General features: G+C 66.9%; 17 protein-coding genes. 12 read left to right on the top strand and 5 right to left on the bottom strand.

Going from position 1 to position 21,175, the window contains the following annotated elements; translation table 11 throughout:
• Positions 1-29 precede the first annotated feature (29 nt).
• From murG to lpxC, 7 genes are all read left to right on the top strand, one after another.
• A complete protein-coding gene (gene murG, locus GST15_RS10925; protein ID WP_159017531.1) occupies positions 30-1,136 on the top strand; it encodes an undecaprenyldiphospho-muramoylpentapeptide beta-N-acetylglucosaminyltransferase in 1,107 nt (368 codons plus the stop codon).
• Positions 1,137-1,156: 20 nt separating this feature from the next.
• Positions 1,157-2,599 (top strand): UDP-N-acetylmuramate--L-alanine ligase, encoded by a 1,443-nt coding sequence (gene murC, locus GST15_RS10920; protein WP_159017530.1) that lies wholly within the window; start codon positions 1,157-1,159, stop codon positions 2,597-2,599.
• Complete coding sequence (locus tag GST15_RS10915; RefSeq protein WP_159017318.1) at positions 2,596-3,591, top strand: D-alanine--D-alanine ligase; 996 nt, start codon at positions 2,596-2,598, stop codon at positions 3,589-3,591. The genes murC and GST15_RS10915 overlap by 4 nt, the downstream gene beginning before the upstream one ends.
• Positions 3,588-4,379, top strand: a complete 792-nt coding sequence (locus tag GST15_RS10910; RefSeq protein WP_159017317.1) for a cell division protein FtsQ/DivIB — start codon at positions 3,588-3,590, stop codon at positions 4,377-4,379. The genes GST15_RS10915 and GST15_RS10910 overlap by 4 nt, the downstream gene beginning before the upstream one ends.
• On the top strand, positions 4,376-5,611 hold the full coding sequence (gene ftsA, locus GST15_RS10905; RefSeq protein ID WP_159017316.1) for a cell division protein FtsA: 1,236 nt from the start codon (positions 4,376-4,378) through the stop codon (positions 5,609-5,611). Before GST15_RS10910 ends, ftsA begins: the two co-directional genes overlap by 4 nt.
• 122 nt (positions 5,612-5,733) lie before the next feature.
• Entirely contained in the window at positions 5,734-6,978 is a 1,245-nt protein-coding gene (gene ftsZ / locus GST15_RS10900) for a cell division protein FtsZ (RefSeq protein WP_159017315.1), read from the top strand.
• Between the two features lie 231 nt (positions 6,979-7,209).
• The gene (gene lpxC / locus GST15_RS10895) at positions 7,210-8,118 is read left to right on the top strand and encodes a UDP-3-O-acyl-N-acetylglucosamine deacetylase (RefSeq protein WP_159017314.1); all 909 of its coding nucleotides are present in this window, start codon (positions 7,210-7,212) and stop codon (positions 8,116-8,118) included.
• Positions 8,119-8,275: 157 nt separating this feature from the next.
• Here the strand turns inward: lpxC and GST15_RS10890 are convergent, their stop codons facing one another.
• Positions 8,276-8,746: a DciA family protein gene (locus tag GST15_RS10890; RefSeq protein WP_159017313.1), complete on the bottom strand. Its 471-nt coding sequence runs from the start codon at positions 8,744-8,746 to the stop codon at positions 8,276-8,278.
• Positions 8,747-8,765: 19 nt separating this feature from the next.
• Between GST15_RS10890 and GST15_RS10885 the strand changes: the two genes are divergently transcribed.
• The 3 genes from GST15_RS10885 to GST15_RS10875 all read left to right on the top strand — a co-directional run bounded on the left by GST15_RS10885 (position 8,766) and on the right by GST15_RS10875 (position 13,889).
• Positions 8,766-9,719, top strand: coding sequence for a M23 family metallopeptidase (locus tag GST15_RS10885; protein WP_425482238.1), 954 nt, complete (start codon positions 8,766-8,768; stop codon positions 9,717-9,719).
• A 260-nt stretch (positions 9,720-9,979) separates the two neighbouring features.
• Positions 9,980-12,718, top strand: a complete 2,739-nt coding sequence (gene secA, locus GST15_RS10880; protein WP_159017312.1) for a preprotein translocase subunit SecA — start codon at positions 9,980-9,982, stop codon at positions 12,716-12,718.
• 208 nt (positions 12,719-12,926) lie between these two features.
• The gene (locus GST15_RS10875) at positions 12,927-13,889 is read left to right on the top strand and encodes a Nudix family hydrolase (RefSeq protein ID WP_159017311.1); all 963 of its coding nucleotides are present in this window, start codon (positions 12,927-12,929) and stop codon (positions 13,887-13,889) included.
• Between the two features lie 42 nt (positions 13,890-13,931).
• Here the strand turns inward: GST15_RS10875 and coaE are convergent, their stop codons facing one another.
• From coaE to pilB, 4 genes are all read right to left on the bottom strand, one after another.
• Positions 13,932-14,555, bottom strand: a complete 624-nt coding sequence (gene coaE, locus GST15_RS10870; protein WP_159017310.1) for a dephospho-CoA kinase — start codon at positions 14,553-14,555, stop codon at positions 13,932-13,934.
• Positions 14,556-14,660: 105 nt separating this feature from the next.
• The gene (locus tag GST15_RS10865) at positions 14,661-15,524 is read right to left on the bottom strand and encodes a prepilin peptidase (RefSeq protein ID WP_159017309.1); all 864 of its coding nucleotides are present in this window, start codon (positions 15,522-15,524) and stop codon (positions 14,661-14,663) included.
• Between the two features lie 98 nt (positions 15,525-15,622).
• Positions 15,623-16,873, bottom strand: a complete 1,251-nt coding sequence (locus tag GST15_RS10860; protein ID WP_159017308.1) for a type II secretion system F family protein — start codon at positions 16,871-16,873, stop codon at positions 15,623-15,625.
• A 3-nt stretch (positions 16,874-16,876) separates the two neighbouring features.
• On the bottom strand, positions 16,877-18,604 hold the full coding sequence (gene pilB / locus GST15_RS10855; protein WP_159017307.1) for a type IV-A pilus assembly ATPase PilB: 1,728 nt from the start codon (positions 18,602-18,604) through the stop codon (positions 16,877-16,879).
• Between the two features lie 309 nt (positions 18,605-18,913).
• Between pilB and GST15_RS10850 the strand changes: the two genes are divergently transcribed.
• Both GST15_RS10850 and GST15_RS10845 read left to right on the top strand, forming a co-directional pair.
• Positions 18,914-19,768: a glycosyltransferase family 2 protein gene (locus tag GST15_RS10850; RefSeq protein ID WP_159017306.1), complete on the top strand. Its 855-nt coding sequence runs from the start codon at positions 18,914-18,916 to the stop codon at positions 19,766-19,768.
• Between the two features lie 64 nt (positions 19,769-19,832).
• Entirely contained in the window at positions 19,833-20,927 is a 1,095-nt protein-coding gene (locus GST15_RS10845) for a glycosyltransferase family 4 protein (protein ID WP_159017305.1), read from the top strand.
• Positions 20,928-21,175 lie beyond the last annotated feature (248 nt).

Here is a 21,175-nt window from a genome sequence, read left to right as displayed (position 1 = left end):
CGGCCGGCGCTGCGCTCGAGGCGCCGGTGATGATCCTTGCCGGTGGCACGGGCGGACACATCTTTCCCGGACTGGCGGTGGCGGCGGCGCTGCAGGCCCGCGGCATCCCGGTGTTGTGGCTCGGCGCCGAGGGCGGCATGGAAACGCGGCTGGTGCCGCCGCGCGGCATCGCGCTGTACACGATCGCGATCAAGGGCCTGCGCGGCAAGGGCGTCGCCACGTTGTTGACGGCGCCAATGCGCGTGCTGGCCGCCGTCCGCGCCGCGGCGCGCGTGCTGGACAAGCGCAAGCCGCGCGCGGTGGTGAGCTTCGGCGGGTATGCCGCCGGGCCAGGTGGGATTGCCGCGCGCCTGCGTGGCACGCCGCTGATCGTGCACGAGCAGAATCGCGCGCCCGGCATGACCAACCGCGTGCTGGCGCGATTCGCGCGCAGCGTCCTGACCGGCTTTCCGCAGACCTTCCGCAACGTGCCCGAAGTGCTGGTCGGCAATCCGGTTCGCAGCGAGATCGCGTTGCTGCCCGATCCGGAACAACGCTTCTCGCAACGCGCCGGCGCGCTGCGCCTGCTGGTATTGGGTGGCAGCCAGGGCGCGCGCGCGCTCAACGACGCCGTGCCCAGGGCGCTCGCGGGCCTGGGTGGCACGGTCGAGGTGCGACACCAGTGCGGCGAAGCCCTGCGCGAGGAAGCCATCCGCGCCTATGCGGATGCCGGCATCGTTGCGTCCGTCGAGCCATTCATCGCCGACATGGCGGATGCGTACGCATGGGCAGACCTCGTCGTCTGCCGTGCCGGGGCATTGACGCTGGCGGAAATCTGCGCGGCCGGCATCGGCAGCGTGCTGGTGCCATTTCCGCTGGCGGTCGACGACCACCAGACGCGCAACGCCGAGTACCTGGTCGAACGCCAGGCGGCGGTCCTGCTGCCGCAAGGCGACGGTCTTGCCGACGACCTGCGCCTCACGCTGGCCACGCTCGTGGCCGATCCCGCGCGCCGGCTGGCGATGGCGATGGCCGCGCGACGCCTGGCCAAGCCCGACGCCGCCGAACGCGTTGCCGACATCGTGCTCGAAGTCAGCCAGCCGCGCCCGTCACGGCCTGGTCGAGCGGCGAACGCCGCAGCTGGCGGTGCGCCATGAGCCTGCGTCGCCTGTTCGCCATGCGTGACGTGGCCAAGGCCGATGTCGCCCGCTCCGGCGCCGATGGCGCGCCGACATGCGTGCACTTCGTCGGCATTGGCGGCGTCGGCATGAGCGGCATCGCCGAGGTGCTGTGCACGCTTGGCTACAAGGTGTCGGGTTCCGACAATGCCGACAGTGCGAGCACGCGTCGCCTGGCGGCGCTGGGCGCCAGCATCCACCGCGGCCATGCGGCCTCGAACGTGCAGGGCGCGGACTGCGTGGTCGCATCCAGCGCCATCAAGGCCGACAACGCCGAACTGATCGAAGCGCGCGCGCAGCGGATTCCGATCGTGCCGCGGGCGGAAATGCTCGCCGAGTTGATGCGATTCCGGCGCGGGATCGCGGTCGCCGGCACGCACGGCAAGACCACCACGACGTCCCTGCTGGCCAGCGTGCTGGCAGAAGGCGGACTGGATCCGACCTTCGTCATCGGCGGGCAATTGCTCGCCGCGGGCGCGAACGCACGCCTGGGCAGTGGCGAATGGCTGGTGGCCGAGGCCGACGAGAGTGACGGCAGTTTCCTGCGGCTCAACCCGCTGGTCGCCATCATCACCAACATCGATGCCGACCACCTGGAGAACTACGGCGGCGACTTCGCCCGCGTGCAGGCGGCCTTCGCCGAGTTCCTGCATCGCCTCCCGTTCTATGGGCTGGCGGTGTTGTGCATCGACGACGCCGAGGTCGCCACGCTGGCAGCCGAGACGCCACGACACCTGCTGCGTTACGGATTCGCAGCGCAGGCGGACGTGCGTGCCGAGGATGTGCGACAGGACGGCGCCTGCATGCGTTTCGCGCTATGCCTGCCCGACGGCTCGCGCACCGCGATCCAGCTGGCACTGCCTGGCCGGCACAACGTGCAGAACGCGCTTGCCGCGGCAGCGGTCGCCTGGGAGCTCGGCGTGGATCCGGCGGTGATCGCCGAAGCCCTGCGCAAGTTCGCCGGCATCGGCCGCCGCTTCAACCTGCTCGCGCAACTGCACACCGGCAAGGGCGCGACCGTGCAGCTGGTCGACGACTATGGACACCATCCCAAGGAGCTGGAGGCCGTGTTCGCCGCTGCCCGCGGTGGCTGGCCGGACAAGCGTCTCGTGGTGGCATTCCAGCCGCACCGCTACAGCCGCACGCGCGACCTGTTCGACGATTTCGCCAGCGTGCTGTCCAGCGTCGACGCGCTCGTGCTGACCGAGGTCTATCCCGCGGGCGAAGCGCCGATCGTTGGCGCCGACACCAAGGCACTGGCGCGCGCGATACGTGCACGCGGCCGCATCGATCCGGTGCTGGTCAATTCGCCAGCCGACCTGGCGGCGGTGCTGCCCGACGTGCTGCAGGACGGCGACCTGCTGTTGCTCATGGGCGCCGGCGACATCGGCCACGTCGCCCAGCAGCTGGCCGCCCATGGATTCGAAGGAGCACAGGCATGACCACGCAACGTGCTTCAAACAACGCATTCCCCGCGTTGAGAGTGACCAACCCCGCCGAATTCGGCAGGGTCGCGGTGCTGATGGGCGGCACCAGTGCCGAGCGCGAGGTGTCGTTGGATTCCGGGCGCAACGTGCTCGACGCATTGCGTTCGCGTGGCATTGCCGCCGATGCCGTCGACGGCATTCCGAGCATGATCCGCGAACTGCAGGGCAAGCATTTCAACCGTGTCTTCAACATCCTGCATGGCCACCACGGCGGTGGCGAGGACGGCGTCCTGCAGGGCCTGCTGGAGGCGATGGGCATGCCGTACACCGGATCGGGCGTGCTCGGATCGGCGTTGAGCATGGACAAGATCCGCAGCAAGCAGGTGTGGTTGTCGCTCGGGCTTCCCACGCCGCGCTACGTGCGCCTGGCGCCGCGCGGCCAGCGCGCCGCCGGCGACGTGCACGCGGCTGCCCGCGAACTCGGATTGCCGGTGATCGTCAAGCCGGCCTGCGAAGGTTCCAGCGTCGGCGTCAGCCGCGTGCTCACCGAGGCCGACCTGGACGACGCCGTCGCGCTGGCCGGGAAATATCCGGGCGAACTGCTCATGGAGCAGATGATCGAGGGGGACGAACTCACCGTCGCCATCCTCGGCGACACCGCGCTGCCGTCCATCCGGATCGTGCCGAAGGGGCAGTGGTACGACTACCACGCCAAGTACGTCGCTGAAGACACGCAGTACCTGTGTCCCGGTCTCGAGGCCGACGAGGAGGACGCGATCCGCGCGCTGGCATTGCGCGCCTTCGATGCGCTGGATTGCGCCGGATGGGGCCGCGTGGATGTCATGCGCGACCGCAGCGGCCGCCTGTTCCTGCTCGAGGTCAATACCGCGCCCGGGATGACCAGCCATTCGCTGGTGCCCAAGGCGGCGCGTCAGATGGGCATTGAATTCGACGAGCTGTGCTGGCGCATCCTGGAAATGACCATGCCCGGCGGTGCGCGCGCATGAACGCGATCCTTCGCATGCTGGCCTGGACACTGGCGCTCGCGCTGGTGGCCTTGCCGGTGGTCGCGGCGGTCAATGGCTGGATGGGTGCCGGCCACTGGCCGTTGCGCACGCTGCGCGTGCAGGGAGATTTGCGACGGGTCGATCCGGCGCTGCTGCGCGCGACGGTGTTGCCATTCGCCGCCAAGGGTTTCTTCGCGGTGCGCCTGGGTGATGCGCAGGCAGCAGTCGCGCGGTTGCCGTGGGTGGAGCGGGCCGAGGTGCGCAAGCGCTGGCCCGACGTGCTGGAGATCAGCATCGTCGAGCACCGCCCGTTCGCGCGCTGGGGCAAGGATCGGCTGTTGTCGCAGCACGGGCGCCTGTTCCCGACGCAGGGCGCGCCGGTGCCCAATGGCCTGCCACTGCTCGACGGGCCCGATTCGCGCGTCGCGGACGTCGTCGCGCTCTACAACCAGTCCAGCGAGTTGTTTTCGCCCAGCGGCATCGGCGTGCGCGCGGTGACGCTCGATCGACGTGGCAGCTGGTCGCTCTCCCTGTCCAGTGGCACCCAGGTCGTGATCGGCAGCAGCGAAGCGCGCCTGCGCCTGGCCCGGTTCGCGCGCCTGCTGCCACAACTGCTGTCGCAGAAGCAGCTGCCGCTGACACGCGCCGACCTGCGCTACACCAATGGGTTCGCCCTGAGCTGGCCGGATCCACGCATGACATCCAACGCGACGCCAACGCGCGGCGCGCCCCCACCACAGCCCTCCCCCGCAACCGGGGCAGGGCAGGAAACACAGGCAACGATATGAATCGGAAAGGCGACAAAGCGCTCATCGTCGGCCTGGACATCGGTACGTCCAAGGTCGTCGCGCTGGTCGGCGAATATTCGCCGGGCAACCCCATCGAGGTCATCGGCATCGGTTCGCACGAATCGCGCGGGCTCAAGCGCGGCGTCGTCGTGGACATCGAGTCGACCGTGCAGTCGATCCAGCGTGCCGTCGAGGAAGCCGAGCTCATGGCCGGTTGCGAGATCCGCTCGGTCTACGCGTCGATCTCGGGCAACCACGTGCAGTGCCGCAACTCGCCTGGCATCGTCCCGATCCGCGATGGCGAGGTGACGTGGTCGGACCTGGATCGGGTGCTGGAGGCGGCGAAGGCCGTCGCCATCCCCGCCGACCAGAAGATCCTGCACGCCATCCCGCGCGAGTACGTCCTGGATGATTCGCAGGAAGGCATCCGCAACCCGGTCGGCATGACCGGCGTGCGGCTCGAGGTGCACGCGCACCTGGTCGTGTGCGCGCAATCGGCCGCGGCCAACATCAGCAAGTGCGTGCAGCGCTGCGGCCTGCAGGTCGACGACCTGATCCTGTCGTCGCTGGCCTCGGCGACCGCGGTGCTGACGGCCGACGAGCGCGAACTCGGCGTGGTGCTGGTGGATATCGGGGCGGGCACGACCGACCTTGCGGTGTTCGTGCAGGGCTCGATCAGCCATACGGCGTCGTTGCCGATCGCCGGCGACCATGTCACCAACGACATCGCGCACATGCTGCGCACGCCGACGCCGGAGGCCGAGCAGATCAAGGTGCGCTACGCCTGCGCGCTGGCGCAGCTGGCGACGGCGGAGGAATCGATCCAGGTGCCGAGCGTCGGCGATCGCCCGCCACGTCGGTTGCCGCGGCACGCGCTGGCGCAGGCGGTGCAGGGCCGCTACGAGGAAATCTTCGAGATGGTGCAGGCCGAATTGCGCCGCTCGGGATTCGAGGAGCTCGTGCGCGCCGGCATGGTGCTGACCGGCGGCGCCTCGAAGATGGAGGGCGTGGTCGAGCTGGCCGAAGAGATGCTGCAGATGCCGGTGCGCATCGGCATCCCGCAGCACGTCACGGGCCTGGGTGAAGTGGTCGGCAACCCGGTGCATGCCACCGGCGTGGGCCTGCTGCTGATGGGCAGCCAGATCGAGCATCCGCGCCGCCCGGTGATCCCGGCCGGCCGCGCGGGAAGTTTCTTCAACAAGGTGAAGAACTGGTATCGCGGCGAATTTTGAGCTGATGAGGGCGACGTTGCGATGGCGCAACGGACGCTGCAGGCAGGCGAGGGACGGCGATTGTTGGCAACACAGAACCGACAACGAAGCGGCACATAGCAATTCATAACGGAGGACGTGTCATGGCGCATTTCGAACTCGTGGAAAAGATGGCCCCGAATGCGGTCATCAAGGTAATCGGCGTGGGCGGCGGAGGCGGCAACGCCGTCGCGCACATGGTCAACGGCAGCGTGGACGGGGTGGAGTTCATCACCGCCAACACCGACGCGCAGGCCATCAAGAACTGCGGCGCCAAGCTGCAGTTGCAGCTCGGCAGCAATGTCACCAAGGGGCTGGGCGCGGGCGCGAATCCCGAAGTCGGCCGCCAGGCGGCGCTGGAAGATCGCGAACGCATCATGGACGCGCTCAGTGGCGCGGACATGGTGTTCATCACCGCGGGCATGGGCGGCGGCACCGGCACCGGTGCGGCGCCCGTCGTCGCGCAGTTGGCCAAGGAGATGGGCATCCTCACGGTGGCCGTCGTCACCAAGCCATTCCCGTTCGAAGGCCGCCGGCGAATGCAGGTCGCGCTCAAGGGCATCGAGGAGCTGAGCCAGCATTGCGATTCGCTGATCACGATCCCCAATGAAAAACTGATCACGGTGCTCGGCCGCAACGCGACCATGATCCAGGCGTTCCGCGCCGCCAACGACGTGCTGCTCGGCGCCGTGCAGGGCATCGCCGACCTGATCGTGCGTCCGGGCCTGATCAACGTCGACTTCGCCGACGTGCGCACCGTGATGTCGGAAATGGGCCTGGCGATGATGGGCACCGGCAGTGCGCGTGGCGACGACCGCGCGTCCGCCGCCGCGGAATCCGCGATCCAGAACCCGCTGCTCGACGACGTCAACCTGTCCGGCGCCAACGGCATCCTGGTCAACATCACCGCGGGTCCGGATTTCACGATGGCCGAGTTCGACGAAGTCGGTCGCACCATCGAGAACTTCGCCGCCGAGGATGCGACCGTGGTCATCGGCACCGTGCTGGACCCGGACATGCAGGACGAGGTCCGCGTCACCGTGGTCGCGACCGGACTCAACCGTGCCGTCACCCGTCAGTCGATCCGTGGCAGCGAGCGCGACCATGGCCACGAGCCGATCCGCAAGCCGCAGGTGCAGCTGATCCACACCCAGGGTCGTCGCGACGGCACCACCGGGATGTTGATCGACGAAGTCGTCGATGCCTATGCGCCGTCGCCCAACCAGGGCATCGGAGCCAGCCTGCGCGGCCGCGGCGGCAGCGATGCCGCCACTCCTGCCGTCGCCGATTTCGGCAACGACAGCAGTTACCTGGATATCCCGGCGTTCCTGCGCCGGCAGGCCGACTGACCCGGCCAGGCACGTCCTCACCCGCCGGCCTGCGCCGGCATGGCGGGATTTGGGTCGGCTGGCTGCCTTGGCAGCCAGTCGGCCGTTTTATCGTTGTTCCAGCCGTGGAACGGGGTGTCACTTCCGTTCAGGTTCAGCCGGTCACGTGTTAATCTCACCGGTCTTCATGACCGCTACGGAGTCAACGGCAGGCGTCCATTGCCGGAGACCCGACGCATCCGACGACACCGAATGCCCAGGCAACGCACCCTCAAGAATGTGATCCGTGCGACCGGCGTCGGCCTGCACAGCGGCGAGAAGGTGTTTCTCACCCTGCGTCCGGCCGCCATCGATACCGGGATCGTATTCCGCCGCGTGGACCTGGATCCGGTCGTCGAGATTCCCGCCAGTGCCGAACTGGTGACCGAGACCATGCTGTGCACCGGGCTCTCGCGCGACGGCGGCAAGGTCATGACGGTCGAGCACCTGATGTCCGCGTGTGCGGGCCTGGGCATCGACAACGCCTACGTCGAACTGTCTGCGCCCGAAGTGCCGATCATGGATGGCTCTGCGGGTCCGTTCGTGTTCCTGCTGCAGTCGGCGGGCATCGTCGAGCAGGCGGCGCCCAAGCGATTCATCCGCATCAAGCGCGCGCTTGAAGTCCGCGACGGCGACAAGATCGCGCGCTTCGAGCCCTACAACGGCTTCAAGCTGGGCTTCACCATCCAGTTCGACCATCCGATGATCCCGTCCACGCTGTCGCGCGCCGAGGTGGAGTTCTCGACGGCCGCATACATCCGCGAGCTCAGCCGCGCCCGCACGTTCGGATTCATGCGCGACCTGGAGTTCATGCGCGAGCGCAATCTCGGCCTGGGCGGCTCGATGGACAATGCCATCGTGCTCGACGAGTTCCGCGTGCTCAATGACGACGGCCTGCGCTACGGCGATGAATTCGTGCGCCACAAGCTGCTTGACGCCGTCGGCGACCTGTACCTGGCCGGCCACCCGATCCTGGGGGCTTTCGAGGGCCACAAGTCCGGCCATGCGCTCAACAACAGACTGGTCCGCGCCCTGCTCGCCGACCAGACTGCCTGGGAAGAAGTGACCTTTCCCGAGGACGAGCGTCCGCCAATCGGCTATGGCGCCCCTTACCTGGCCTGAAAGCAGGCAGCGTTTCCCGAGTGAAACGTTGGTGAATCCTTCACGCGGATTTAACGAATTCTTTCGGTCTGCCTAGCGGACCCTTAACCCTTGGCCCGGAAGGCGTCGTTAGGATGCCTCTCCCCTCGGGGAGCCCGGCCGTGGCCAGGCTGCTCGATCAGGGAGCTTCGCCCTTTGGCTTGCGTGCCCCCGCCGCAGGTTCGATGGCCAGCGACGCCAATGCAGCCTGCAGGGCATCGCGCGAGGCGGCCGACATCGGTTTGGGTGGTCGCGGCGCGGGTGCCGGCGTTTCCGGCGGCCGGGTCGTCGTCCTGACAGCCACATCGGTGACCGCCAGACCGACGCGACGAGCGGCTTCGAGCAGCTCCGGCGCGGCAAGCCGCAAGCGGGCACGCCATACCGGTGAGTCCACGACGAACACCAGCTCCGCTCCATTCACGTTAGCCAGCCGCGCGTGCGCGGCCAGTGAAGGAGGCAAGTGCGATCGCAGTCGCTGTTCCAGCGCGTCGAGCCACAGGGCACGACGGACCGGATCGGCGGCAGTGCCCTCCATCAGCGCGTCCAGCGCAACACGTGGTCCCTTCGGAGCCTTCGGGCGCGGCGGACCGGATGAACGCAAACCAGACATTGCAGGACCTTTCCATCGCATGACTGCCTACAGCATGAGCTTCCGCGACAATCCCTTCCACCGCCTGCTCAGTCACGCGCGCGCACGCGTCAGCCATCTGGCGCGGCAGGCGGCGGCATCGGCGACCCAGCGGCCGACCAAAACCGCAGCAATGATCCTGGGCGTCGGCATGGCGCTGGGTGCAATGCTCTGCGCCGGTGCCGGTTATGCCGGGATGGCGCACCTGCGGACCCAGGCGGCAACCCAGCAGGCGCAGCTCGATGCGACCCGCGACCAGGCCCAGCGCGAAGTCAACGCACTGGCCGCGCGCCTGGGCGAATTGCAGGCCGAGGCCAACCGCCTCAATGCCCTCGGTGAGCGCCTGACCCGCACCGGCCAGCTGGCCGATGGCGAATTCGACTTCGACCAGCCCGTCGGCATCGGCGGCGCCGGGCCGGTCCACGACATGCCGCCGGCGCAGCTGCGCAGCGGCCTGGATCGCCTGGAGTCACAGTTCAAGGCCTCGGGCGAGCAGCTCTCGGTGCTCGAGTCGCTGCTGTTCAACCGCAAGCTCGACGCCGAGGCCACGCCCTCGCGCACCCCGATCGCCAACAGCTACATCACGTCCGGATTCGGCGGGCGCGCCGATCCGTTCGGCGGCGGCGCGGCCTTCCACAAGGGCATCGACTTCCACGCCGCGATGGGTGACCCGGTACTTGCGGTCGCCGACGGCGTGGTCAGTTATGCCGGCACGCGCTCGGGCTACGGCAACGTGGTCGAGATCGACCACGGCAACGGCTATGTCACCCGGTATGCGCACAATTCCCGCCTGCTGGTCCAGGTCGGCGACCTGGTCCGCAGCGGCCAGCAGGTTGCCAGGGCCGGCTCGACCGGGCGCTCCACCGGCGCGCACGTGCATTTCGAGGTCTGGGCCGACGGACGGGTGGTGAATCCGTCGAAGTTCCTGGGGCGGGCGGCGGTGACGCGCGGCTGAGGGTGTCGCTCCCGCACGGCGGGGAGGCGAGGCGCGTTGATTCACGACTGGTGATCCGGCCCTGCGCGGCGCAGCCGCTACGGGCGTTCGCCCCCGCACAAGGCGGTGCCTTGTGAGCGCGGGGGCTCACCCCCACGCTACAATGCGTGTTGCCAACAAAAAGGGCGCCCAGCGCCCTTTTTCATTGCTGGAGCCCGGCTTCGCCATTCCGATCCTGGCAAACCGCTCCGGCAATCCCATTACCCAGCTCCGGACCCTCAATGCTCAATCGTTTGCTCACCAGCGTTTTCGGCAGCCGCAACGAACGCCTGCTTCGCCAGCTCGGCGGCCTCGTCAAGAAGATCAACGCGCTCGAGCCACAGATGCAGGCGCTCAGCGACGCCGAGCTGCAGGCCAGGACCCCGGAGTTCCAGCAACGCATCGCCAAGGGCGAATCGCTGGACAAGATCCTCCCCGAAGCCTTCGCCGTCTGTCGCGAAGCCAGCAACCGCGTCCTTGGCATGCGCCATTACGACGTGCAGCTGATCGGCGGAATGATCCTGCACATGGGCAAGATCGCCGAGATGCGCACCGGCGAGGGCAAGACGCTCGTGGCCACGCTGCCGGTGTACCTCAATGCGCTCGAGGGCAAGGGCGTCCACGTCGTCACCGTCAACGACTATCTCGCGCGGCGCGATGCCGCGTGGATGGGCAAGCTCTACACCTGGCTCGGCCTGAGCGTCGGCGTGGTCTACCCGGGCATGCCGCATTCGGACAAGCACGAGGCCTACGGCAGCGATATCACCTATGCCACCAACAACGAGATCGGCTTCGACTACCTGCGCGACAACATGGCGCTGGCGAAGGAAGACCGCTTCCAGCGCGGTCTGAACTACGCGATCGTCGATGAAGTCGACTCGATCCTGATCGACGAGGCGCGCACGCCGCTGATCATTTCCGGCCCAGCCGACGAGTCGCCGGAGCTGTACATCAAGGTCAACCGCATCGTCCCGCAGCTCACCCGCCAGAAGGAAGAAGAAGGCGAGGGCGATTACTGGGTCGACGAGAAGGGCAAGCAGGTGCACCTGTCCGAAGCCGGCCAGCAGCACGCCGAGGACCTGCTGCGCGCCGCCGGGATCCTGGAAGGCGACGACAGCCTGTACGCCGCCCACAACATCCACGTCGTCCACCATCTCAACGCCGGGCTGCGCGCGCACGGCATCTACCAGCGCGACGTCGATTACATCGTGCGCGATGGCGAAGTCATCATCGTGGACGAGTTCACCGGGCGCACGCTCGCCGGACGGCGCTGGTCCGATGGCCTGCACCAGGCGGTCGAGGCGAAGGAAGGCGTGCCGGTGCAGCGCGAGAACCAGACGCTCGCCAGCATCACCTTCCAGAACCTGTTCCGCATGTACAAGAAGCTGTCGGGCATGACCGGCACCGCGGACACCGAGGCCTACGAATTCCAGTCCATCTACGGCCTGGAAGTCATCGTGATCCCGACCAACAAGCCGATGGTGCGCAAGGACCACTCCGACCAGGTGTTCCTCAACCGCGCCGGCAAGTACCGCGCGGTCGTCAACGAGATCAAGGACGCGCACGCGCGGATGCAGCCGGTGCTGGTCGGCACCACGTCGATCGAAGTGTCGGAAATGCTCAGCGACCAGCTGCGCGAGGCCGGCGTTCCGCACGAAGTCCTCAACGCCAAGCAGCACGAGCGCGAGGCGACCATCGTCGCCCAGGCCGGTCGCCCGGGCGCGGTCACCATCGCCACCAACATGGCCGGTCGCGGTACCGACATCGTGCTCGGCGGCTCGCTGGAATCCGAACTCGCCGCGCTGGAAGCCGAAACCGGCGCCCCGGTCGACGAAGTCACCAAAGCGCGCATGAAAGCCGACTGGCAGCAGCGCCACGATGCGGTCAAGGCCGCGGGCGGCCTGCACATCGTCGGCACCGAGCGCCATGAGTCGCGCCGCATCGACAACCAGCTGCGCGGTCGTTCCGGACGCCAGGGCGACCCGGGTTCGTCGCGTTTCTACCTGTCGCTCGAAGACAACCTGATGCGCATTTTCGCGGCCGACTGGGTGCAGCGCGTCATGGCGCGCATGGGCCTGAAGGAAGACGACATCATCGAAAGCCCGCTGGTGACCAAGCAGATCGCCAACGCGCAACGCAAGGTCGAGGCGCACAACTTCGACATCCGCAAGAACCTGCTCGATTTCGACGACGTCAACAACGACCAGCGCAAGGTGATCTACCAGCAGCGCGACGAGCTGCTCGAGGCCGAGTCGGTGCATGACAACATCGAGGGCATCCGCGACGACGTCGTCGCCGACATCGTCGCGCGCCACGTGCCGCTGAACTCCATCGACGAGCAGTGGGACCTGCAGGGACTCGACGCCGAGCTCGGCAGCGAGTTCGGGGTGCAGACTTCGGTCGCCGAGATGGTCAAGCAGAAGACCGAGATCGACGCCGAACAGATCGCCGCCGAGGTGCAGAAGCAGGTCGCGCGGCTGTTCGAGGAGAAGGAGGAGCAGGTCGGCGGCGAAACGATGCGCATGCTCGAGAAGCACATCATGCTCAACGTGCTCGACGACAACTGGAAGCAGCACCTGGCGCGCATGGACTACCTGCGCCAGGGCATTCACCTGCGCGGCTACGCACAGAAGCAGCCCAAGCAGGAATACAAGAGCGAGGCCTTCGAGTTGTTCGGCGAGATGCTGGACAAGGTCAAGCGCGAAGTGGTGACGCTGCTCGCGCGCGTGCGCATCCGCAACGAGGCCGAAGTCGCGGCGATGGAAGCCGAAGAGCGGCGCCAGGCGCAGGCGATCGCCGGCCAGCTGCAGTTCCAGCACGCCAACGTCGGCGGGCTCGGTGCCGACGAGGAAGCCGCGGAAGTCCAGGCGGCGGCGATGGCGACCGCACTGCAATCGAACATGCCCAAGGTCGGTCGCAACGATCCCTGCCCCTGCGGCAGCGGCAAGAAGTACAAGCACTGCCATGGGCAGCTTGCGTAGCTCTTTGCGCTGTTATCCCCTCTCCCGCTTGCGGGAGAGAGTTGGGGTGAGGCCAGCGGCAGGTAAGAGCGCCCTCGTTCGCCTTCGGCACCCCGCTCCGCGCCCCGGCCTTCGCGCCAGCGCCCAGGCGTTCATCGTCGCGCGAGCCGGTGGCTCGCGAGCGCTCCTCTTCACCCCGTAAACGGGAGAAGGGACGGCGTGCGCTGACGTGACTGCAACGGATGCCAAACCCGTCGACGTCGTCGCCGGCGTCCTGCAGGACGCGCGCGGCCGCATCCTCCTCGCGCGTCGCACCAAGGGCCGCGACCTGGCCGGCTTGTGGGAATTTCCCGGCGGCAAGCGCGAGCCCGGAGAAACATCCGAAGCAGCGTTGGCCCGTGAGCTGCACGAAGAACTCGGCATCGACGTCGAAGTCGGCGCGCCGCTGATCAGCGTTCCGCAGCAGTACCCGCACAAGCGATTGCGCCTGGACGTGCGCCGCATCGCCTCGTGGCACGGGACACCGCGCGGCCACGAGGGACAGGCCCTGGCCTGGGCGCCGCCGCACATGCTCGCCAGCTACGCGATGCCGCCGGCGGACCGCCCGGTCGTCGCCGCGCTGGTGCAGCCGGACCGTTACCTGGTGACGCCGGACCCTGGGCGGGATACCGCGTCCTGGCTGTCCACGCTGCAGGTCGCGCTGGACAGCGGCATCCGCCGCATCCAGCTGCGGCCGGCGCCGGCGCATGACCGTGAGTCGTTCCGCGCATTGGCGCGCATCGCGGTGGGGCGCTGCCGCATTGCCGGTGTCGACGTCCTGCTCAATGCCGATATCGAACTTGCGCTGGAACTGGGTGCTGGCGTGCACCTGCGCGACGCGCAGTTGCGCGAGCTGAGTCAGCGACCGCTGCCCGAAGGGCTTCCCGTGGCCGCGTCATGCCATGACGTCGAAGGCCTGTCGCGCGCGGAACGACTGCGCTGCGATTTCGTGGTGCTCGGACCGGTCGCCGCGACCACCACCCATCCGGGTGTTCCCGGCATGGGCTGGAACGCTTTTTCCGCGCTGCGGGAATCCGTCTCGCTGCCGATCTACGCCATCGGCGGCATGACATCCGACGACATCGCCATCGCACGGACGCATGGCGGGCAGGGCATCGCCGCGATCCGTGCGCTGTGGACGCAATCGCTGTAGGAGCGGGTTCAGCCGCGACCGCGTGCCAAGGACGAGCCGCTCTTACAAGGAGCCGATCGCGGAAGCGAGCAGGCGATATTGGTTGTCGAGCGCGCGGATCGGCCCGTCCAATGCGGCGATCTCCCCGTCGTTGACGAGGATGTCGTCGGCGATCGCCAGCCGATCGCGACGGCTGGCTTGCGCGGCGACCATGCGTTCGGCCAGCGCCACGTCGATGCCGTCGCGCTGCAGCAGCCGCGCCAGTTGCGTCGCGACCGGCGTGTCGACGACCAGGATCCGGTCCAGCCATGGATAGCCGTCGCGACCGCCGCCTTCGGCAAGCAGGGGGATTGCAACGACGACATAGGACCCCGGTGCCGCCGCACTGGCCGCCTGCAGTGCCGCGCGCACGCGTGGATGCACGATGGCTTCCAGCCGGCGTCGCGCGTCGGTGTCGGTGAAGACCCGCTGGCGCATCGCGACGCGGTCCAGCGCGCCATGGGCATCCAGCACTTCCACGCCGAATGCGCTCACCACCTCAGCAAGGCCATCGGTTCCGGGAGCCACTGCTTCGCGCGCTGCGATGTCGGCATCGACAACCGCCACGCCCAGGTCGCGGAAGGCCTGTGCGACGACGCTCTTGCCTGAGGCCACTCCGCCGGTCAGGCCGATGATGTAATCGCTCATTGATGGATTATGGCAAGTCGACGAGCCACCGGCATCGCCGCGCGCTTGTCCTCCGCGCGCGGCGGCGCTGTGGTCATTTCCGCGAACGGCTGCGATCGCGGCGCCTCAGCGCAGTCCGGACACGCGCAGGTAGGCGTCGACGAGATCGCCGCCCCAGAAGAAGACGATCCAGCCGGCAGCGGCGAGATACGGGCCGAAGGGAATTGGGGTGGCGCTGTCGCGGCCCTTCATCGCCAGCCAGATCGAACCAATGATCGCCCCGACCAGGGACGACAACAGGATCGTCGGAATGATGCCGCGCAGTCCCACCCATGCCCCGAGCGCGGCGAGCAGCTTGAAGTCGCCGTGGCCCATTCCCTCCTTGCCGGTCAGCTGCTTGAACAGCCACCACACCGACCACAGCGACAGGTAGCCGACGGCGGCGCCGACCACGGCCGGTTTGCTGGGCATGTACAGCCCGTCGATGCTTGCCACCAGGCCAAGCCACAGCAAGGGCAGGGTCAACTGGTCCGGCAACAGCTGCGTGCGCAGGTCGATGCCCGACATCGCGACCAGGAAACACGAAAGCAGGATCGCGCCGAAGCCCTGCCAGCCGAAACCGAATCGCCAGACGCTGGCCACCACCAGCACCATCGTCAACAACTCGACGAGCGGGTACTGGATCGAGATCGGCGTCCTGCAGTAGCGGCAGCGTCCGCGCAGCGCCAGCCAGCTGAGCAGGGGGATGTTTTCCCACCATGTCAGCTGGTGCTTGCAGGTCGGGCAATGCGAGCGCTCGACGACGATGCCCGGCGGCGGCGGATCGTACAGCTCCGGCTCGCCGAGCACCTCGCGGCTGTCGCGCTTCCATTCCCATTCCAACCGCTTGGGCAGGCGCAGGATCACGACGTTGAGGAAGCTGCCCAGCAGCAATCCCATGCCGGCCGCAAGCGGATAGCCCAGGCCGGTGTTCTGGTCAAGAAAAGACATGCAAGTCCCTGGTCACAGGCCGACAGTCCGCATGCGCTGCACCAGTGTGCGCGGCGGCGCGTTGCACACCATTGTCGGCGAATGCGGTCGCGGCGTCGTCAGATCGCTGCGGCCAGCTTGAAGATGGGCAGGTACATGCCGATCACCATGCTGCCCACGACGAGGCCGATGATGATCATGATCATCGGCTCGAGCAGGCTCGACAGCGCATCGACCGCGTTGTTGACCTCGCTTTCATAGAATTCAGCGACCTTGAACAGCATGGCATCCAACGCACCGGCTTCCTCGCCGATGGCGACCATCTGCACCACCATGTGCGGGAACAGGTTGACCTGTTTCATCGCCATGTTCATCGGGTAGCCAACCGAGACATCGTCGCGGATGCGCTTGACGGCCTTCTCGTAGACAACGCTGCCGGTGGCGCCTGCCACGATGTCCAGCGCCTCGACCAGCGGAACACCGGCCTTGAAGGTCACCGCCAGCGTCCGCGCGAACCGTGCGATCGCCGAGTTGTGCAGGATCTGACCCACCACCGGGATCTTCAGCATCATCCGGTCGAGGAAGTCGGCAAAACCCTGCGAGCGTTTCTTGAGCGCGATGAGCCCGAATATCGTTCCGACGACGACGCCCAGCACCAGCCACCAGTAGCCGATCATGAAGTCGCTGGCCGCAATGATCATCTTGGTGAATGCCGGCAGGTCCGCGCCGAAACTGGCGAACACCTGCTGGAACTGCGGCACCACGAAGACGAGCAGGATGGCGCTGACCAGGACGGCGACCGCGATCACCGTGGCGGGGTAGAACAACGCCTTCTTGATCTTGCCCTTCAGGCTTTCGATGTTTTCCTTGTAGCTGGCGATGGTGTCCAGCACCGTCTCCAGGACACCGGCCGACTCACCGGCCTTGATCAGGTTGCGGTACAGCATGTCGAACTGGACCGGATGCTTTCCGAGCGACTCATACATCGACGAGCCGCTTTCGATGTCCGAGCGCAGCGCATTGATCAGTTCCTTCGCCTTGGGATTCTTCTGCCCGCCGGCGATGATCTCCAGTGAACTGACGATCGGCACGCCCGACTTCATCATCGTCGCCAGCTGGCGGCTGAAGATGGCGATATCCTTGGGACTGACCTTCTTGCCGGCGCCGCCGAACAGCGCCTTGGGCTTGGGCTTGATGCCGGTGACCGTGATGCCTTGCCGCCGCAACTCGGCCTTGACCAGCGCGGCGTTCTTCGCGGGCTGCTCGCCCTTCATCTTGATGCCGCGCTTGTCCTTGCCCTCCCAGACGAAGATCTCCAGTGCATCGGCACGACGCGCGGTCTGCTTGGCTGCGGTTCGGGTGACGGCCATGGGTTAATCCTTGGTGACGCGGTTGATTTCGGCCAGGCTGGTCAGCCCGTTCTTGACCTTCAGCAAAGCCGACTGGCGCAGGTCGCGGACACCGGCGCGCTGGGCGGCCTCGCCGATCTGCTGCACGTTGCCGCCGGCCAGCACGATCTTCTGGATCTCTTCGCTCATGGGCAGCACCTGGTAGAGACCGGTGCGCCCCTTGTAGCCCTCGGTGCAATCAGCGCAGCCGACAGCTTCGTAGATCGTCAGGCCGGCATGGACCTCATCGGCCGTGAAGCCTTCGGCCAGCAGCGCATGCTCCGGCAGCACCTGCTGGCGCTTGCAGTCGTGCAGGCGGCGCGCCAGGCGCTGGGCGATGACCAGGGTCACCGACGAGGTGATGTTGAATGGCGCCACGCCCATGTTCATCAGGCGCGAGATGGTCTGCGGCGCGTCGTTGGTATGCAGCGTCGACAGCACCATGTGGCCGGTCTGCGCCGCCTTGATGGCGATCTCGGCGGTCTCCAGGTCGCGGATCTCGCCGACCATGATCACGTCCGGATCCTGTCGCAGGAAGCTGCGCAGGGCCGCGGCGAAGGTCATGCCGCGCTTGACGTTCATCTGCACCTGGTTGATGCCGGGCACGCGGATTTCGACCGGATCCTCGACGGTGGAGATGTTGCGGCTTTCGTCGTTGAGGATGTTCAGCGCCGTGTACAGCGACACGGTCTTGCCCGAGCCGGTTGGCCCGGTGACCAGCACCATGCCGTAGGGTTTCTCGACGGCGTCCAGGAACAGTTTCTTCTGGTCTTCCTCGTAGCCGAGCTTGTCGATGCCGAGCTTCGCCGCGCCCGCATCCAGGATGCGCAGCACGATCTTCTCGCCGAACAAGGTCGGCAAGGTGCTCATGCGGAAGTCGATCTGCTTGGTCTTGCTGAGGTTGAGCTTGATGCGCCCGTCCTGCGGGACGCGCTTTTCGGCGATATCCAGCTGCGCCATGACCTTCAGGCGCGCGGCGATGCGCGGGGCCAGCTTCACCGGCACCTTGGCGACCTGCTTGAGCAGGCCATCGATGCGCAGGCGCACCCGGTAGTCGGTCTCGTATGGCTCGAAGTGCACGTCGGACGCGCCCTTGCGGATGCCGTCGATCAACACCTTGTTGATGAACTTCACGACAGGCGTGTCGTCGCCCTTGGCGTCGACGCCGCTGTCGCCGGCGAGGTCGTCGTCGCTGCCGCCGCTGACCTCCAGCCCTTCCATGCCTTCGCTGTCGGCCACGGCGTCGGCCAGGGCGTCGGCGGTTTCCAGCCACAGGTCGATGGTGCGCTTGATGCGGTCTTCGTCGACCAGGATCGCTTCCACCACCAGGTTGGTGTGGAACTTGAGTTCGTCCAGCGCGCGGGTGTTGGTGGGATCCGAAATACCGACGAACAACTTGCCGCCGCGCTTGTACAGGGGCAGCGCCGAATGCTTGCGGACCAGGTCCTCGCTGACCAGCTTGATCGCCGATTGCGCGGGATCCAGCGCGGCGACATCGAAGAGCGGCATGCCGAACTCGATCGAGTTGGCGGCGGCCAGGTCGGCGGGCGCGATCAGCTTCTTCTCGAGCAGGTACCCGGCGAGCGGCCGGCGCTCCTGCGTCGCCGCGGCCATGGCCTCGCGCGCGACCGACTCGTCCAGCGCCCCGTCCAGCACCAGGCGCCGTGCGATGCCGGTGATGCCCACCAGGTTGGCGGTCGCCACGGTTGCCATGATCATCCTCTCGGTATTCCCCAGCCCGACTTTACCCCAAAGTCCGCGGCGCGCGAACGCAAGGTGAAACCCGGCGCCGCCAAACTGGAAGCGCCTTCGCATTCCCGATTCCGCCCGCCCCAAGCTGCGGAATCTGAATGCACGGCTCCCGCGGCCTTTGACTTGCTCCCGCTCCCTCCCTTCCCCTGCAAAGCAGGGGAAGGTGCCTAAGGCGGATGGGGGCACGCCAACCGATCTCCTCCATGGAGCACGACGTCCCGACCCCGCCATCCGCTTTCACGCTACGCTTCGCCCCGAAAGGGGAGTTCCATGCGCATCTCGGTCATCCTGCCCGCAAAGAACGAAGCCGAGGGCCTGCAGCGGACGCTGCCGGCCCTGCGTGCGCGGTTTCCCGACGCCGAGATCATCGTCGTGGACGACGGCTCCACCGATGCGACAGCGATGGTCGCCGCCGACAACGGGGTGCGGACGCTGCATTCCCCCTACTCGATGGGCAATGGTGCGGCGATCAAGCGCGGTGCCCGGGCCGCCACCGGGGATGTCCTCGTCTTCATGGACGCCGATGGCCAGCACGATCCGCAACTGATCCAGTCGCTGCTCGACAAGCTCGATGCCGGCTACGACATGGTGGTGGGCGCACGCAATGCCGATGGCCAGGCCAATCGCGGCCGTGGCGCCGCCAATGCCTTCTACAACCGGCTCGCCAGCTGGATGACCGGCCACCACATCGCCGACCTGACGTCCGGATTCCGCGCGGTCCGCGCCGACAAATTCCGTGAATTCCTGCACCTGCTGCCGAACGGCTTCAGCTATCCCACGACCAGCACCATGGCGTTCTTCCGCAGCGCCTATCCGGTTGCCTACGTGTCGATCCCGGTCGCCAGGCGCGTGGGCACGGGCAGCCACATCCGCCCGCTGCGCGACGGCGTACGCTTCCTGCTGATCATCTTCAAGATCGCGACGCTGTATTCGCCGCTGAAGTTGTTTGCGCCGGCGGCCTTCGTATTCGGCCTGCTCGGCCTGGGCTATTACGCGTATACGTTTTATTTCGAGCACCGCTTCACCAACATGAGCGCGTTGTTGCTCAGTGCGGCGGTGATCGTCTTCCTTATCGGACTGATCTCCGAGCAGATCACCAACCTGACGTATCGGCGCGATGGATAAGTCGGCAGATCCGCGGCCGAAGGCACTTCTAATCACCCGCAACTTGCCGCCACTGCGCGGAGGCATGGAACGTCTCGTCGAGCATCTGGCGCAGTCGCTGGCCAAGGTCTACGACCTGCGCGCAATAGGTCCGGAGGGGTGCGCGGTGTTCCTGCCCCGCGGAACGCGCACCCGCGAAGTCCCCCATCACCCGTTACTTCGATTCCTCCTGGCAGCCGCACACGCGACCGGGAATTTCACCAAGCAGGACCTTGCCTTGGTCGTGGCTGGCAGTGGGCTGACAGCGCCATTCGCGTGGTGGGCAGCCCGGCGCTCGGGCGCTCACTTCGCGGTCTACCTGCATGGGCTAGACCTGATCGCGCCAAGTGTCATCTATCAGCGCATCTGGTTGCCTTTCATCCGGCGCGCTGATCTCGTGCTGGTCAACAGCGCGAATACCCGACGTCTGGCAATCGAGCGTGGCGTTGCCGAAAATACCATCCGCATCCTGCATCCGGGCACGAAATTGCCGCCACTGGACAGTGATGCGGCGGTTCGCGAGCGAACGCAGCGTGGCTGGGGCGACCGGCCGCTGTTGCTGTCGGTGGGTCGACTCACCCGGCGCAAGGGGCTGGCGGAATTCATCCGCGAAGCATTCCCGGCCATCGTATCGCAGTGCCCGGACGTGCTTTTGCTAGTGATCGGGGCCGACGCGAGCGATGCCGTTCGGCCCGCCGCTGACTCCGAACACGCACGCATCCTCGGCCAAGCGGAGCTCGCGGGCGTCGCCTCTGCCGTGTGCATGCTTCCACATTGCGACGACGATGCGCTCGCGGCCGCTTATCGCGCCGCTAATGTCCACGTCTTCCCAGTCGTCGACCTGCCTGGTGATGTCGAGGGTTTCGGCATGGTCGCCATTGAGGCTGCAGCGCATGGACTGCCCACGGTCGCCTTTGCCGTTGGCGGCGTACCTGATGCTGTGGTGGACGGCGTCACGGGCAGCCTGGTGGCGGCAGGTGATTACACCGGATTTGCTACGCAAGTGCAGCGATGGATCTCCAAGCGAGGTGACGCGCAGATGCGGGCGCGTTGTGTGGGCGCTGCATCTGCGTATGGGTGGGATCATTTCTCGCAAAACTTGCATGTCGCTTTGCGCGACCTGGACCGGAGCAGGGCATGACGGAACTCGACCAGAGCGCTATCGGCCATGACCAAGTGCACAGGTCCACGATGAGAAGTACTACTCCGTGCAGGCTTCGACGAAGTGGTGTGCCATGGCAAGTCAAGCGAGCCGCCCATCGACTGGGCCGGCTGGACGGCCGCGCGGTGCTCACATCGCCTGCGACACAGGCGCGTGGCTTTCGGAACTGCAGCGTCGAGGTGCGTGTGCCTCCGGAATCGATATTTCCGTGAAAGCCATCGAATGCT

It is taken from the genome of Cognatiluteimonas profundi (assembly GCF_009792795.1).
In the GTDB taxonomy this organism is placed as follows: Bacteria; Pseudomonadota; Gammaproteobacteria; order Xanthomonadales; family Xanthomonadaceae; genus Cognatiluteimonas; species Cognatiluteimonas profundi.
The sequence above is the reverse complement of the archived record's forward strand: the minus strand, read 5'-3'. Positions and strand labels throughout refer to the sequence as shown.

What these genes read in the sequence shown, in the direction of transcription:
- murG (WP_159017531.1), top strand. Translation starts at nt 30, where the DNA reads ATGATCCTTGCCGGTGGCACGGGCGGACACATCTTTCCCGGACTGGCG.
- murC (WP_159017530.1), top strand. Translation starts at nt 1,157, where the DNA reads ATGCGTGACGTGGCCAAGGCCGATGTCGCCCGCTCCGGCGCCGATGGC.
- GST15_RS10915 (WP_159017318.1), top strand. Translation starts at nt 2,596, where the DNA reads ATGACCACGCAACGTGCTTCAAACAACGCATTCCCCGCGTTGAGAGTG.
- GST15_RS10910 (WP_159017317.1), top strand. Translation starts at nt 3,588, where the DNA reads ATGAACGCGATCCTTCGCATGCTGGCCTGGACACTGGCGCTCGCGCTG.
- ftsA (WP_159017316.1), top strand. Translation starts at nt 4,376, where the DNA reads ATGAATCGGAAAGGCGACAAAGCGCTCATCGTCGGCCTGGACATCGGT.
- ftsZ (WP_159017315.1), top strand. Translation starts at nt 5,734, where the DNA reads ATGGCGCATTTCGAACTCGTGGAAAAGATGGCCCCGAATGCGGTCATC.
- lpxC (WP_159017314.1), top strand. Translation starts at nt 7,210, where the DNA reads ATGCCCAGGCAACGCACCCTCAAGAATGTGATCCGTGCGACCGGCGTC.
- GST15_RS10890 (WP_159017313.1), bottom strand. Translation starts at nt 8,746, where the DNA reads ATGTCTGGTTTGCGTTCATCCGGTCCGCCGCGCCCGAAGGCTCCGAAG.
- GST15_RS10885 (WP_425482238.1), top strand. Translation starts at nt 8,766, where the DNA reads ATGACTGCCTACAGCATGAGCTTCCGCGACAATCCCTTCCACCGCCTG.
- secA (WP_159017312.1), top strand. Translation starts at nt 9,980, where the DNA reads ATGCTCAATCGTTTGCTCACCAGCGTTTTCGGCAGCCGCAACGAACGC.
- coaE (WP_159017310.1), bottom strand. Translation starts at nt 14,555, where the DNA reads ATGAGCGATTACATCATCGGCCTGACCGGCGGAGTGGCCTCAGGCAAG.
- GST15_RS10865 (WP_159017309.1), bottom strand. Translation starts at nt 15,524, where the DNA reads ATGTCTTTTCTTGACCAGAACACCGGCCTGGGCTATCCGCTTGCGGCC.
- GST15_RS10860 (WP_159017308.1), bottom strand. Translation starts at nt 16,873, where the DNA reads ATGGCCGTCACCCGAACCGCAGCCAAGCAGACCGCGCGTCGTGCCGAT.
- pilB (WP_159017307.1), bottom strand. Translation starts at nt 18,604, where the DNA reads ATGGCAACCGTGGCGACCGCCAACCTGGTGGGCATCACCGGCATCGCA.
- GST15_RS10850 (WP_159017306.1), top strand. Translation starts at nt 18,914, where the DNA reads ATGCGCATCTCGGTCATCCTGCCCGCAAAGAACGAAGCCGAGGGCCTG.
- GST15_RS10845 (WP_159017305.1), top strand. Translation starts at nt 19,833, where the DNA reads ATGGAACGTCTCGTCGAGCATCTGGCGCAGTCGCTGGCCAAGGTCTAC.